Annotated in this window: 14 protein-coding genes and 1 pseudogene; 10 read left to right on the top strand and 5 right to left on the bottom strand. The window is 62.8% G+C overall.

The window, feature by feature from the left end; translation table 11 throughout:
• Window positions 1-105 precede the first annotated feature (105 nt).
• The 3 genes and pseudogenes from VSR72_RS14740 to VSR72_RS14750 all read left to right on the top strand — a co-directional run.
• Window positions 106-1388: pseudogene (locus tag VSR72_RS14740) on the top strand (glycine betaine/L-proline ABC transporter ATP-binding protein); the annotation flags it as partial.
• The gene (gene choW, locus VSR72_RS14745) at window positions 1381-2277 is read left to right on the top strand and encodes a choline ABC transporter permease subunit (RefSeq protein ID WP_342953070.1); all 897 of its coding nucleotides are present in this window, start codon (window positions 1381-1383) and stop codon (window positions 2275-2277) included. The pseudogene VSR72_RS14740 and the gene choW, both read left to right, overlap by 8 nt.
• A gap of 44 nt (window positions 2278-2321) precedes the next feature.
• Window positions 2322-3314: a GlxA family transcriptional regulator gene (locus VSR72_RS14750; RefSeq protein ID WP_342953071.1), complete on the top strand. Its 993-nt coding sequence runs from the start codon at window positions 2322-2324 to the stop codon at window positions 3312-3314.
• Between the two features lie 81 nt (window positions 3315-3395).
• Here VSR72_RS14750 and VSR72_RS14755 read toward each other — a convergent pair whose 3' ends face one another.
• Window positions 3396-4514 carry a GlxA family transcriptional regulator gene (locus VSR72_RS14755; protein WP_342953072.1) on the bottom strand — a complete coding sequence of 373 codons (1119 nt, stop codon included), beginning with the start codon at window positions 4512-4514 and terminating at the stop codon, window positions 3396-3398.
• Window positions 4515-4761: 247 nt separating this feature from the next.
• On the opposite strand from VSR72_RS14755, the gene VSR72_RS14760 reads away from it, so the two are divergent.
• On the top strand, window positions 4762-5025 hold the full coding sequence (locus VSR72_RS14760; RefSeq protein ID WP_342953073.1) for a hypothetical protein: 264 nt from the start codon (window positions 4762-4764) through the stop codon (window positions 5023-5025).
• A 12-nt stretch (window positions 5026-5037) separates the two neighbouring features.
• Here the strand turns inward: VSR72_RS14760 and purU are convergent, their stop codons facing one another.
• Window positions 5038-5919: a formyltetrahydrofolate deformylase gene (gene purU, locus VSR72_RS14765; RefSeq protein WP_342953074.1), complete on the bottom strand. Its 882-nt coding sequence runs from the start codon at window positions 5917-5919 to the stop codon at window positions 5038-5040.
• A gap of 272 nt (window positions 5920-6191) precedes the next feature.
• On the opposite strand from purU, the gene VSR72_RS14770 reads away from it, so the two are divergent.
• Window positions 6192-6698 (top strand): hypothetical protein, encoded by a 507-nt coding sequence (locus VSR72_RS14770; RefSeq protein ID WP_342953075.1) that lies wholly within the window; start codon window positions 6192-6194, stop codon window positions 6696-6698.
• Window positions 6699-6720: 22 nt separating this feature from the next.
• Here the strand turns inward: VSR72_RS14770 and VSR72_RS14775 are convergent, their stop codons facing one another.
• Window positions 6721-7320, bottom strand: a complete 600-nt coding sequence (locus tag VSR72_RS14775) for a LysE family transporter (protein WP_342953076.1) — start codon at window positions 7318-7320, stop codon at window positions 6721-6723.
• A gap of 651 nt (window positions 7321-7971) precedes the next feature.
• Here VSR72_RS14775 and VSR72_RS14780 point away from each other — a divergent pair.
• From VSR72_RS14780 to VSR72_RS14795, 4 genes are all read left to right on the top strand, one after another.
• Window positions 7972-8649, top strand: a complete 678-nt coding sequence (locus VSR72_RS14780; protein WP_342953077.1) for a CsgG/HfaB family protein — start codon at window positions 7972-7974, stop codon at window positions 8647-8649.
• 58 nt (window positions 8650-8707) lie between these two features.
• Window positions 8708-9073, top strand: coding sequence for a DUF4810 domain-containing protein (locus VSR72_RS14785; protein WP_342953078.1), 366 nt, complete (start codon window positions 8708-8710; stop codon window positions 9071-9073).
• Between the two features lie 14 nt (window positions 9074-9087).
• Window positions 9088-9753, top strand: coding sequence for a DUF799 domain-containing protein (locus tag VSR72_RS14790; RefSeq protein ID WP_342953079.1), 666 nt, complete (start codon window positions 9088-9090; stop codon window positions 9751-9753).
• A 319-nt stretch (window positions 9754-10072) separates the two neighbouring features.
• Complete coding sequence (locus VSR72_RS14795; protein WP_342953080.1) at window positions 10073-11344, top strand: NAD(P)/FAD-dependent oxidoreductase; 1272 nt, start codon at window positions 10073-10075, stop codon at window positions 11342-11344.
• Window positions 11345-11353: 9 nt separating this feature from the next.
• On the opposite strand, the gene VSR72_RS14800 is transcribed toward VSR72_RS14795, so the two are convergent.
• Window positions 11354-11773: an ester cyclase gene (locus VSR72_RS14800; protein WP_342953081.1), complete on the bottom strand. Its 420-nt coding sequence runs from the start codon at window positions 11771-11773 to the stop codon at window positions 11354-11356.
• Window positions 11774-11912: 139 nt separating this feature from the next.
• On the bottom strand, window positions 11913-12476 hold the full coding sequence (locus VSR72_RS14805) for a MerR family transcriptional regulator (RefSeq protein ID WP_342953082.1): 564 nt from the start codon (window positions 12474-12476) through the stop codon (window positions 11913-11915).
• A 74-nt stretch (window positions 12477-12550) separates the two neighbouring features.
• Here VSR72_RS14805 and VSR72_RS14810 point away from each other — a divergent pair, with 74 nt between their 5' ends.
• Window positions 12551-12913, top strand: a complete 363-nt coding sequence (locus VSR72_RS14810) for a hypothetical protein (RefSeq protein WP_342953083.1) — start codon at window positions 12551-12553, stop codon at window positions 12911-12913.
• The last annotated feature ends 104 nt before the right edge of the window (window positions 12914-13017 follow it).

The raw sequence follows: 13017 nt of genomic DNA on the forward strand, positions 1-13017 counted from the left end.
AAAACGGCATTGGGGCCCGCTGTGGCCCCGCCGGATCAGCCCATTACGGGCCATGCGCGGTGCGATTGTGCACACGCAGCAAGTCATTATCCTGAAGCGGCGCCGTGTCGCTTTTGCGTAAGCGTCTGTCGCAATTCGCCATCCCGGCAGGGTTTTTTCTGGCAACCATGTAGATACACCGTGCGGGCCGGTGCCTGCCGTTCGAGGAGACGGAGTCGATGAAATCCCCCAAGATCGTGGTCGATGGATTATGCAAGGTGTTCGGGCCCAACCCGAAGCTTGCACGTGAGCTGCTCGCGAAGGGCGCGACGAAAGACGAGCTGTTCGCGAAGACCGGCTACGTACTCGGCGTGAACAATGCCTCATTCGAGGTGCACGAGGGCGAGATTTTCGTGCTGATGGGTCTTTCCGGCTCGGGCAAATCCACGCTGATCCGGCTCATCAACCGGCTCGTGGAACCCACCGCCGGCAAGGTCGTCATCGACGGGCGCGATATCGCGGCCGTGCGGCGCTCGGAGCTGGTTGCGCTGCGCCGAACCGACATGAGCATGGTGTTCCAGTCGTTCGCGCTCATGCCGCAGCGCAGCGTCCTCGCGAACGCCGCGTTCGGCCTGGAAGTGGCGGGCGTGGGCCGCAAGGAGCGCGAGCGGCGCGCACTGACCGTGCTGGAGCAGGTCGGCCTTGCCGCGTTCGCGCAGAAGCTGCCGGCCGAGCTTTCGGGCGGCATGCAGCAGCGCGTGGGTCTCGCCCGCGCGCTCGCGGTGAACCCCTCGCTCATGATCATGGACGAAGCGTTCTCCGCGCTCGACCCGCTCAAGCGCAAGGAAATGCAGAACGTGCTGCTGCAACTGCAAAAGGAGCAGCGCCGCACGATCATGTTCGTCTCGCACGACCTCGAAGAGGCGCTGCGCATCGGCAGCCGAATCGCCATCATGGAAGGCGGGCGCATCGTGCAGATTGGCACGCCGCAGGAAATCATCAGTAATCCTGCCGATGACTATGTGCGCGCGTTCTTCGACGGTGTGGACACGAGCCGCTATCTCACCGCAGGCGACCTCATGCAGCGCGAAGCCGTGCCGCTCATCCGCTCGCTCGACGCGAAGAGCGTGGCCTCGTCGCTGAACGGCAGCGCCGAATACGCGTTCGTTCTGGATGCACAACGGCGCATCAGCGGTTTCGTCACGCGCGACGCGATCGGCGCCGCGCAGCCGTCGCTGAAGAAGGTCGAATGCATCACGCTGGGCACGCCGCTGGAGCAAGTCGTCACGCGCGTGTGCGCGAATACGACGGCGCTGCCCGTGGTCGACGACGAAGGCCGCTATTGCGGCTCCATCGATCAGGCCGCCGTTCTGAAGGTCATTACGCGTAATCGAGGTGCCCATGTCTGAGATCATTCCCGTCGGCCAGTGGGTCGATCAGTCGGTTCACTATTTGCTCGACCACGACGCCAACGGTTTCGACGCCGTCGGCAAGGCGATCGAGAGCTTCGCCGCGCTCGTCGAGCACGGCTTGCAGGCCATCCCCATGTGGGCGCTGATGGCGTTCTTTATCGCAATCGGCTTGTGGCGCGTGGGCTGGCGATTCGCGATCTTCGCCACCTGTTCGTTATTGCTGATCTACGCGACAGGTTTCTGGGATCAGACCGTCGTCACGCTCGGCCTCACGCTTTCCTCGACGGTCATCAGCCTCGTGATCGGCATACCGCTTGGCATCTGGACGGCAAAGAGCAAAGTCGTGCATACCATCGTGCGGCCCATACTCGACCTGATGCAGACCATGCCGGCTTTCGTCTATCTGATTCCCGCCGCGATGCTCTTCGGCCTCGGCCGCGTGCCTGGCATTCTTTCGACCGTGATCTTCGCCATGCCGCCTGCGGTTCGCCTCACGAGCCTCGGCATCAAGCACGTGAACCGCGAGATTGTCGAAGCAGGGCAGGCGTTCGGCTGCACGCCCTGGCAGTTGCTGTACAAGGTTCAGTTTCCGAACGCATTGCCGTCCATCATGCAGGGCGTGAACCAGACCATCATGATGGCGCTTTCCATGGTCATCATCGCTTCGATGGTCGGCGCGGGCGGTCTCGGCAACGACGTGCTTGCGAGCATTCAGCGGCTGGATATCGGCCTTGGATTCGAAAGCGGACTCTCCGTCGTGCTGCTCGCCATCATTCTCGACCGCATTACCGAAAGCTTTGGCCGTGCGCCGGGCGCGGTGAAAGCACCGTTGTTCTCGGGGCTCAAGCATCTGATGCGGGTGCGTCCCGCCGTCGTAGAGGCGTAACAAGCGGACTAGCACTCTCAACCGCCGTTCCCGAGGAGCGCAATGTGACGACCGACATCGCCGTGATCGAGCCCGAAACGCGCACGGCATCGTCTCTGAGACATTTCGGTTTCCTGACGTTGCAGAATTTTTCGATGATCGCGTTTTCGAGCGCGGTCGAGGTTCTGCGCATGGCGAACTACGTGGGACGCGCGGACCATTACCGCTGGTCGATCTACTCGCTGGACGGCGCACCGGCCCGCGCAAGCAACGGCATCACGGTGCGCCCCGCGCAGGCGCTCGACCCGGCATGCCTGCCGGACGTGCTGATCGTGTGCGGCGGCATTCGCATTCGCGAGATCATGAGTGAAGACGTGCGCGCCACGCTTGCCATGGTGGCGCAGCAGGGCGTTCCGCTTGGCGGCATTTGCACCGGCGCTTACGCGCTGATGGCAAGCGGCCTGCTGGACGGTTACCGCTGCGCCGTGCATTGGGAGGATCTCACGGTCCTGCACGAAGAGTTTCCGCACGTGCGCTTTGCCGACGAACTGTTCGTCGTCGATCGAAATCGCCTGACCTGCACGGGCGGCACCGCGCCGCTCGATTTGATGCTCGAACTCGTGGGCGCGCGCCTTGGGCAAGGTCTTGCTGCCAAGGTGTCCGAACAGTTCATTCTCGAACGGATTCGCGGCTCGACCGACCTGCAGCCTATACCCGTGGATGCGCGTGTGGGCTTCTCGCGTGCGGAGTTGGTGGAAGTCGTGCGGCTGATGGAGGCGAATATCAAGGAGCCGCTCTCGCTGGAGGAACTGGCGCGGCTCGTGCGCCTTTCGCAACGGCATTTGCAGCGGATGTTCAAGGCGTATTTGAACGTATCGCCGACGCATTACTACCTCACGTTGCGCTTGAAGCGCGCGCGTGAACTGTTGCGTACGACCGATACCTCTATTTCGCGCGTGACGGCGATTTGCGGGTTCAATTCACCGTGCCATTTCAGCAAGGCGTATCGTGTGCAGTTTGGGCATGCGCCAAGTCATGAGAGGCGCGGGGTGGAGTAGAGGCTTGATTGCGCTTTCGCGTTTCCTTGCACACCGACGCGAATTCAAGGAAGCGCGACAGCAGCAAGGCGACACGACGCATCAATGCAGCGAACCGCAAACAGCGCCTCCCTCAACCTCCGACCCAGCAAGCGCAGCGTCATTGCGCAACAGCGCATCAAGATCCGCCAACTGCGCAGCATCCTGCCCACTGCGTTGCGCGCGAAACATGACAGGCGGCACGCCAAACTGTTTGCGAAACTCGCGCCCAAGATGCGAAGCATCGGAAAACCCGCAACTCGAAGCGATATCGGCAACGGTGCGATCCGAACTCGTGAGCAGCCACGCAGCAGTGCGCAACCGGAGGACATTGGCGAACGCGCGCGGGCTCTTGCCCGTTTCCGCCTTGAAGAGGCGCTCGAGCTGCCGCGGCGAGAGATTCAGCTTGCAGGCCAGTTCCTCCAGCGGCACGTTGCGGCCAACCTGCTGCTCCATCAACAGCACGGCGCGCTTGACCTTCGGGTGCGTAGCGGGTTCGAGTCCAGGCGGGTGAGGTTGGGGCGCGTTGCCCTTTTGCATTTCGCCGACCAGCAGAATGCGCAGTGCTTTCTGCACGGTCGCGTGATCGAAGTGACGCAGCAAGATGGCCGCGGCGACGTCGATCGACGCACGTCCGCCCGAGCACGTAATGCGGCGCCGGTCGATTGCGAAGAGGCGGTCGGCGACGATCGCGTCGGCATTGACGTTGGGGAAGCGCTCGATGAAGTCCCAATAGTGGAACCAGCTCACGCAAATGCGATGGCCGTCGAGTACGCCCGCGCGCATGAGCGCGAAAACGCCCGTGCAGATGCCGACCACCGTCGTCTCGCCGCTGGCCGCGCGGCGGATGTACTGCAGCGTGGCCTCGCTCGCGTGCGGGCCGGAGTGAAGCAGTCCGCCCACGACCACGAGATAGTCGACTGGCTCGGCGTCGGCAAAGGTTTCCCACGGCGCGACCTGAATGCCGCAGCTCGCCCGCACAGGTGCGAGCGTTTCGCCGATCACGCGCCACGAGCAGCGCACCGGCTTGCTGTAGTCGCCTTCGTCTGCGGACAGACGCAGCATGTCGACGAAACCTGAGAACGCGGTCAGCGTGAAGTTGGGCAGCAGCACGATGCCGAAACGAATGCGCTCCTTGGGAGCGGCGTCGAAGGAAACGGCGGTGGCGAGTGTGTCGGACATGGGGGCACAGGAGAGCGGCGATGCGGTTTCAGCCAGCTTCCCCGATATGGCCCCGAGGCGCTTGTCGTTTTCCGCCGTCGATCTTCGCAAAAGCGAAATCGGCGGGTTTTCGCGAGGGAATCGGAGCCGTATGGCGGCGCGATTCCGAGGCTCTGGCGCGTTCGTTCTAGCGGCGCCGCCGCCGCTTTGGTCAACTCGCTAGTGGGCCCGACGCCCCATGCCGAATCCATCCACGAGGCCTGTTGACATGCCGCGCACCGATACCGTCGAACTCAATAAACGCGCCTGTCTCGGCGATGCCGACGCCGCGCTCGCCCTGCTGGAGCAGAGCATGGCGCGCGGGCACGGGCGTATCGGATTGCTGCGCTATCTGCAGGCGCGTTGCGTGGGCGCGGCGCTCGCGCGGCGGCATCACGACTATGCAGAGCGGGTGGCCAGCAAGTTGAGCGAGAGCGCGTTCGCGGCGCTGGTGGCGCAGGCGCAGCGCCGCCACGGCAACGCGGCGGCGTGAGCGCCCGGACGCTCAGAGCACGACTGTGCGTCCGTCGTTGATGAAGACCCGGCGCTCGAGAAATACCCGCACGGCTCGCGCGAGCGTCACGCATTCGACGTCGCGCCCGACGGCCAGTAGACGCTCGGGGTTGAGCGAGTGGTCGACCCGCTGCACTTCCTGCTCGATGATCGGGCCTTCGTCGAGATCGTCGGTGACGAAGTGCGCCGTCGCGCCGATCAGCTTGACCCCGCGCACGTGCGCCTGATGATAGGGGCGCGCGCCCTTGAAGCCGGGCAGGAAAGAATGGTGGATGTTGATGGCGCGGCCGGAGAGCTTCTGGCTCGTTTCGTCGGAAAGAATCTGCATGTAGCGCGCGAGAATCAGCAGTTCCGAACCGGTCGAGTCGAACAGGTCGAGGATCGCGGTTTCCTGTTCGCGCCGCGTTTCCGGCGTGACGGGGAGATAGTGGAACGGCAGGTCGTGCTGCTTTGCGAGCGGCTCGAAATCGCGGTGATTCGAGGCAATGCCCGCAATGTCCATTTGCAGCTCGCCCATGCGCCAGCGAAACAGCAGGTCGGCCAGGCAGTGCTCGAGTTTGGAGACCATGATGAGCACTTTGGGGCGCACCCGCAGGTCGTGAATGGCCCAGGTCATCTCGTGCTTGCGCGCGACGCTCGCGAATTCGTCCCGCAGGCCCGCGAGATCGAAGCGCTCGCCCGCGCCCGCCTGCACGACCTCGTGAAAAACGCAGCGCAGGAAAAAGCGTGTGCTGATGTCGTCGTCGAACACGGTGAGTTCGTCGATATAGCCGCGGTGCGCGTCGAGAAAGCCGGCGACCGCGGCAACCTGCCCGGCGGCGGCGGGGCAGGACAGCGTGAGCACGTAGCGGTGCTGCGGGTCTTCGGTGGGCATGCGCGTTCTCCTCGTGTCGTGGTGCGCCCGGGGCAACTTGCGGTTCGTGCCGGGGCGCTGGCTTGATGGCGCAAGTAAGCCACCAATCGGCGCGTGGCACATAGAATCCACGCGCTGTATCGCGAGAATGAATACGCCAAACCCGTGACAACCCGGCACCAGCGCGGCACCAGCACGAAGGAGGGCACTTTTGCCCTGATTGCTGTCGCATTCCTGCTATCCCGCGCTTTTTTCTCCGGCAAGCATGGGGTCGAGGCGAATCTGGAGCGGAGATGGAGAGTTACCTGGGTCTGCAGGCGAGGGCGTGGCACGGGCAGCGTGCCGCGCTTTTTCGCGTGCGTACAGCGGTTGTGGACGTGTATATGTCGGTGAGCCGCTCGAATTACGGCAACGAGGAGCGGGCCGTGGTCGAAGTGGATTGCGCGCGCTTCTTCACGCTATGGCGGGGCGCGCCCGGCAGCGAGCACGCGGCGCTGGCGAGGGGAAACCCGCAAACATGGCGAGCGGACCCGCGTTTCGAACTCGCTGCAGAGGGTTTCAGTTTCGGCGAGGCGGACCCCGTGCCGCTTGCGGAAGTGAGCTGCCCGCCGGGTGCCGCCGTGCCCTACGTGGCGTTCACGGATGGCGTGATACGCACGCTCTGGCTCGCCGCCTACGCTGCGAAGTCGTTTCCGGTGGAGTGCGCCGCGCATGAAGCCGAGGCGCTACAGCGACTCGCGGGAACGGCAGGCAGCCGCTGGCTCAGCGTTGCCGAACTTGTTCCGCCACAGATGGCTTGAGGCTGCGAATGGCGCGATAGCGTCAGTGCGCGAGCGCCCACATGAGCGACACGGAAAACGCGCCCACGACCACAGACGCGCAACGCTGGAAGAACGCGGGACGAATGAACGGCGCGCGGCCGTTGCGCGGCGCGGCGCCGATGGCGATCCACGTGAGGCCAATGGGGATCAGCAAGACTGCGAAGATCGTCATGGCCTGGAGCCACGTAATGACGCTCGTGAATGCCGCGGGCGGAAATATCGAGCCGGCGAACAAAATAGCCTTGGGATTGAGCACCGTGGCGCTGAACAGCGTGCGCGTGGTGACCGCGCCCTTTGCCGACGTTTCGATCGAGTTTGCCGTGAACCAAAGGCGCAAGGCGAGCCACGCGAGATAAAGGCTGCTGGCCACGCGCAGAACCTTCGGCAGCCAGCTCAGCGATTGCGACGCATGGGTGAAGCAAAGCCCCCAGAGGGTAATCGACACCAGGTAGCCGGCCAGTTCTGCGGCCGTCAAATGCGCGGAGCGCCGCAGACCCTGCCTCAGGCCGGCAGCGGCGAGCAGGGTGTTGGTCGGCCCCGGCATGAGCAGCACAATTGCGCAGCCCGAGACCATCAGTCCGATGGTGGAAATGGAAAGCATTAGGGCGACTTGGGGGACCAGGGCTCGAGTTATTGGAGGCTGTGGGCAAGGGGCTATCGTAGCCCATGTCTCACACAGCCATCGGCTTGCTGACGCCGCGCCCCGAGCGGGTTTGCTGGTGCAATGCGCGCACGTGCTGAGAGTGTAAATTATTGATTTAAATGGATCTCTCAATGCGTAACAAATCGTCTCAAAGTATTTCCCCACTTGCTATTCGCATCGAAATGAGCGCTGCGAAAGCGCTTTCGCGATCTCCATACTGCTTTGAAATTTCAATTCGTGCATGCGTCAATGCGCCTCTGAAATCGCGCAAAAAAAAATCCATCTCGCATTAAATCTCAACTTTCCTAAAGTTTCCTCGAACCCGGCCGATACACGCGTGTGTAGTTCTTAACTACAAACAAAAGATCACACGCTACACCAATAAGAACCGGGGAGCTTCCACGCATGCGCTCGCGTGCGGGAGGCGAGAAACATGCAAGACCGATGGAATGACTGCGCGCGCAGCGACGCACTGCGCCCTCCATATCCGCCGCAACGACGCTTGCGGGGAAGCCCTATAGGCTGCGCGTGCACACCGCCGCCGTCTGGCCGCACATCTCGCCCCTCTCCCTTGTTCAGCCGTTTCTGTCCTGACAACAAGGAGAATTCATGAAGTCGTCCAAAACATGGGGTGCGGTCCTCGCCGCCGCCGCCATCGCGGCCCTCAGCGGTTGCGCGACCGAGTCGTCGCGTTCGCTGCCAGTGCCGCCTGTCGCCAGCGCGCAGCGCCCTGCCGTCGGCAAGCCGGTGCAGATCGCAGTCGGCAAGTTCGACAATCGCTCGAGCTACATGCGCGGCATCTTCTCCGACGGCATCGACCGGCTCGGCGGCCAGGCAAAGACCATCCTGATCACGTCGATGCAGCAAAGCGGCCGCTTCAGCGTGCTCGATCGCGACAACCTCGACGAGATCCGCCAGGAAGCGGGCTTCACCAAGAAGGCTCAGGCGATCAAGGGCGCCAACTATGTCATCACCGGCGATGTGACCGAGTTCGGCCGCAAGGAAGTCGGCGATCACCAACTGTTCGGCATTCTCGGCAGCGGCAAGAATCAGATCGCGTACGCGAAGGTGAGCATCAACGTTGTCGACACCACGACTTCGGAAGTCGTCGCATCGGCGCAGGGCGCGGGCGAGTACAGCCTCTCGAACCGCGAGATCGTTGGTTTTGGCGGCACCGCGAGCTACGACTCGACGCTCAATGGCAAGGTGCTCGAGCTCGCGATCCAGGAAGCGGTGAACCATTTGGCCGACCAGGTCGATGCAGGTGCGTTGCGGACCGCACATTGACCGTCCACACCGTCTACGCTTGACGCTAGATCAAAACAACTACTCGTACGGGGTTTTCATGAAATATATCGGCACGCTTCGGGGACTCTGCCTGCCCATCACGGCGGCAACGCTGCTGCTCGCAGGCTGCGCGAACACCACGCCGCCGCTCTACCAGTGGAGCGGCTATCAGCCTGAGGTCTACGACTACCTGAAGGGGGAGAAGGCGCCGCAACAGCAGATCGATGCGCTTGAGAAGTCGCTGCAAGAGATCCGCGCGAAGGGCAACATGCCGCCGCCCGGGTTCCATGCGCAACTGGGCATGCTCTACGCGAACGTCGGCAACGACACGCAAGCGATGCAGGAATTCGACGCTGAGAAGCACCTCTTCCCGGAATCGTCGACCTACATGGACTTCATCATGAAGAAACCGAAACAACAATAAGCGAGCGTACCGATATGTCCAGATTTTCAACTCTCAAGCTCTGGCTGGCCCTGTCCGCACTCGCATTGCTGGCCGCCTGTGCGCAGCCCGTCAAGCACGCGGATTACACGGCGTTCAAGAACGCGCGTCCGCGCTCGATCCTCGTGCTGCCGCCCGACAACGCGACGACCGATGTGAATGCTTCGAACAGCATGCTCTCCCAGATGACCATGCCGCTCGCCGAGGCGGGCTACTACGTGATTCCTGTCGCGGTCATGGAGGAAACGTTCAAGCAGAATGGACTCACGACGGCCGGTGACATCCAGCAGACGTCGCCGCAGAAGTTGCGCGAGATCTTCGGCGCCGATGCGGTGGTGTACTCGAAGATCACGCAGTTCGGCACGCAGTATCGTGTGCTCGACAGCGCGACGGTGGTGACCGCGACGGCAAAGCTCGTCGATCTGAAAACCGGCGACGTGCTTTGGCAAGGCGCCGCAAGCGCCAACAGCAACGAAGGCAACAACAGCAGTGGCGGTGGACTGATCGGTATGCTTGTCATGGCGGCAGTCAAGCAGATCACGAATTCGCTGACCGACAAGAGCCACGATATCGCCGGCATCACGAGCTATCGTCTGTTGCACGCGGGTCCGCCCGCGGGCCTGCTCTACGGTCCGCACTCGCCGAAATACGGCACGGACTGACCGGCGCGCTCGCGTCGCACAAACAAGAAGCCCGTCACCGAAAGGTGACGGGCTTTTTTATTTTCCCGCCTGATGCTTCCTGGTATTCATCAAAACTAATCAGGATTCCGATTAGTATGGTTCGGCTCGCCATCTATTAATTCGGATACCGATGTATTTTATCGACCGAAGCGAATGCGGCAATGGACGCGAATCGGCACCGTAAATGCAGGGGTGACGCGAGGAGTGTCAGAATTACGGTCTGACGCAGGACTGTCCGCTTGCATTGAACATACAAGGCGTAACAGGACGTAACAAGACGCACAGAAGGGATAGAAATATGGCACAGAGCCTCGGAGAAGCAGTTACGACCCCATCCGCGCGACGCGAAGCCGTCGACGTGGCAATCATCGGCGCGGGCCCTTCGGGCGCCGTGGCAGCGGCCTTGTTGCGCAAGGCCGGGCGTTCGGTGCTGGTGCTGGAGCGCCAGCATTTCCCGCGCTTTTCGATTGGCGAGAGTCTCCTGCCGCAAAGCATGGCGTACCTCGAAGAGGCCGGCATGCTGCAAGCGGTGGTCGAGGCCGGCTTTCAGTACAAGAACGGTGCGCATTTCGTGTGGCGCGACAAGGTATCGTCGTACGACTTCCGCGACAAGCACACGGCGGGCTGGGGCACGACGTACCAGGTCGAGCGCGCGAAGTTCGACGAACTGTTGATCGGCTGCGCCGCGCAGCAGGGCGCCGAAGTGCGCTTCGGCCACACGGTGACCGGCATGCGCACGGGCGACGCGCCAGTGCTGGAGGTGGCCGACGAAAACCAGGCGCGCTATGAGGTGCACGCGCGTTTCGTGCTCGACGCGAGCGGCTTTGGCCGCGTGCTGCCGCGCCTCCTGAATCTGGAGGCGCCTACCGGTCTGCCGACGCGCGCCGCGATCTTCAGCCATGTGCGCGACGGTCTGGCGCTCGACGCCTTCGATCGCAACAAGATTTGCGTGGCGACGCACCCCGAACATCGCGACGTGTGGTTCTGGATGATCCCGCTCGCGGGCGGCCGCTCGTCGGTGGGCTGTGTCGCCGACGCCGCTTTCCTCGACGTGCCCCAAGCGCAACGCGAGGCGCGGCTGCGCGCGCTCATTCGCGAGGAGCCGACACTGAACCGTCTGATCGGCGACGCGCCGTTTCTCATGCCCGTGAACCAGATCGGCGGGTACTCGGCCAACGTCGAACGGTTGCATGGCCCAGGCTACGCGCTGCTGGGCAACGCGGGCGAGTTTCTCGACCCGGTGTTTTCTTCGGGCGTCACCATTGCGCTGCGCTCGGCGCATCTGGCCGTGAAGGTCCTCGAGCGCGCGCTCGGCGGCGCGAGCGTGGACTGGCAGGCCGAATACGACGTGCCGTTGCGCAAGGGTATCGACACGTTCCGCGCGTTCGTCGAGCGCTGGTACTCGGGCGAGCTGCAGGACATCATTTACTACCCGCGCCAGACGCCCTTGATCCGTCGGATGATTAGCTCAGTGCTGGCCGGATACGCGTGGGACGAGAGCAATCCTTATGTGGCGGACCCGGTGCGCAGGCTCAACGTGCTGCATGAGGCGTGCAAGCTCTCCCTGTAGCGAGCGCCTTCATTGGCCCGGTGGGCGAACCGCGCCTAGCTGGATCATCAAGCCGAACGTGTCCATGATGAGGCGGGTTTCCTTGATCCTTTCTTCCTGAAAGCGGTCGATGACCATGCCCCATACCTTGACGGAGCGCCCCGTAGCGTCCACGCCGAGGAACGTTCCCCTGTGCGTGCCCGTCCATTCGAAGCGGGTCAGCACGCGCTCGCCCTCGGTAAGTTGTTCCTCGACGCGCCAATGCATGTCGGGGAACGCGGCCTGCATGCCGCGCACCACATCCTTGAGGCCCTCGATCCCGGGGCCCTGACCGGGAAACGGCACCTGCTCGACCATGTCCTCCCAGAAGAACCGGTCCGCGGCGTCGAGTTGTCCTTGATTCAGGACTTCCTCGATGAACGCGCGGACAATGCCGCTTGTTTTGTCCATACGATCAAAACCTCCTGGCAGGCGTTGGTTGGCGCGGGAAGCCGCTTGCTGCAGATTAGGCGGGCAAGCGTCACGGCGTGCAGCGCAGTAGTTTATGAACGTGCGGTGGCGCACATTACTCTTTGACGCTCAGCGACCTTCACGAGGCAGCATGTCCGGTGGGCAGGTTGCCTGCGAGCCTCGCGCGTCGGCGGATTGCCGTCACCTCATCGCGTGTCAGCCCAAGCGAAACCAGAAACGCCGCGTGCGAGTCGGGGTTCTCGGCTTCGAACCCGGCATGCCACCGGTCCATCTCGGCTTCGTCGAAGCCCGCACCCCTGAGCATCGCGACCCATGCGTCCTTGCCACGCTGCTTTCCACGGCGGCGAAAAGATGGTTGCGCGAGCAACGTTGCAACGGCCTTCTGACGCTCTTTGAGACGGGCGATTTCCGCCGTCAAACCCAGTAAATGCGTTTCGAGGATCCGCGCGGCGGCGTTGCCCTCGCTCGCGAGCACGTCGCGTATTGCGGCTAATGGCAGCCCCGCGGCCCGATAGGCGCAGATTGCGCGCAGGCGTTCTTGCTGCTTCTCGTCGTATAGCCGGTAGCCCGCTGTGCTGCACGAACTTGGCATCAGCAAACCGAGCGCTTCGTAGTGCAGGAGCGAGGAGCGCGAGAGTCCTGCCTGGCGTGCCAGCCGTCCGAGAGTGAGGAGACGTGTCATGACGGCAAGGGAAGTTTGTCGGGTGGGAAAAAGCCACAGCGCGCTTCGGACCGGGCCAGAAGTTCGGGCGAGTAATGCTCGGCGAGAAGCACGCGGCAATCGTCGGTAAAGGCAGGCGCCTGGGCGAGAAATGCTTCGAACGAGTGCAGTGGATTCGAAGCGCCCGCATGCGCCATGAGGCGGATCAGCGCTTCGGTCATTGTACGGTGGTATCGATCTGGTACACCGAGATGAGCGGCGTATTGCGCAATACCGGCACAAGTCCGCTCAATCGCCTCTTCCAGCGGGTAACGCTGAAGGTGAATCCACGTTACGCGCAAGTGATTGCGATGATTGAACGCTGCGGGTGGCAACCGGCAGGCGAGGAACGCTTCGAGGAAAGCGTCGTCGGTGAGATTGCAGGTCGTTTCCATGTGCATCGACACCATGTTCGTTGAACAGAATGTCGATGGTGAAGGTGACTACGGTAGTCGGGTCAAGCGGATTTTTGGTCGGGTGCGAACTTCGCCTCTGCAGCCGACGCAGAAAGGGGCGGTCTGGG

This window comes from Paraburkholderia sp. JHI869 (genome assembly GCF_038900775.1).
In the GTDB taxonomy this organism is placed as follows: domain Bacteria; phylum Pseudomonadota; class Gammaproteobacteria; order Burkholderiales; family Burkholderiaceae; genus Paraburkholderia.

Coding starts and splice junctions, on each gene's coding strand:
- choW (WP_342953070.1), top strand. CDS start 1,381: ATGTCTGAGATCATTCCCGTCGGCCAGTGGGTCGATCAGTCGGTTCAC.
- VSR72_RS14755 (WP_342953072.1), bottom strand. CDS start 4,514: ATGTCCGACACACTCGCCACCGCCGTTTCCTTCGACGCCGCTCCCAAG.
- VSR72_RS14760 (WP_342953073.1), top strand. CDS start 4,762: ATGCCGCGCACCGATACCGTCGAACTCAATAAACGCGCCTGTCTCGGC.
- purU (WP_342953074.1), bottom strand. CDS start 5,919: ATGCCCACCGAAGACCCGCAGCACCGCTACGTGCTCACGCTGTCCTGC.
- VSR72_RS14770 (WP_342953075.1), top strand. CDS start 6,192: ATGGAGAGTTACCTGGGTCTGCAGGCGAGGGCGTGGCACGGGCAGCGT.
- VSR72_RS14775 (WP_342953076.1), bottom strand. CDS start 7,320: ATGCTTTCCATTTCCACCATCGGACTGATGGTCTCGGGCTGCGCAATT.
- VSR72_RS14780 (WP_342953077.1), top strand. CDS start 7,972: ATGAAGTCGTCCAAAACATGGGGTGCGGTCCTCGCCGCCGCCGCCATC.
- VSR72_RS14785 (WP_342953078.1), top strand. CDS start 8,708: ATGAAATATATCGGCACGCTTCGGGGACTCTGCCTGCCCATCACGGCG.
- VSR72_RS14790 (WP_342953079.1), top strand. CDS start 9,088: ATGTCCAGATTTTCAACTCTCAAGCTCTGGCTGGCCCTGTCCGCACTC.
- VSR72_RS14795 (WP_342953080.1), top strand. CDS start 10,073: ATGGCACAGAGCCTCGGAGAAGCAGTTACGACCCCATCCGCGCGACGC.
- VSR72_RS14800 (WP_342953081.1), bottom strand. CDS start 11,773: ATGGACAAAACAAGCGGCATTGTCCGCGCGTTCATCGAGGAAGTCCTG.
- VSR72_RS14805 (WP_342953082.1), bottom strand. CDS start 12,476: ATGACACGTCTCCTCACTCTCGGACGGCTGGCACGCCAGGCAGGACTC.
- VSR72_RS14810 (WP_342953083.1), top strand. CDS start 12,551: ATGCTCGGCGAGAAGCACGCGGCAATCGTCGGTAAAGGCAGGCGCCTG.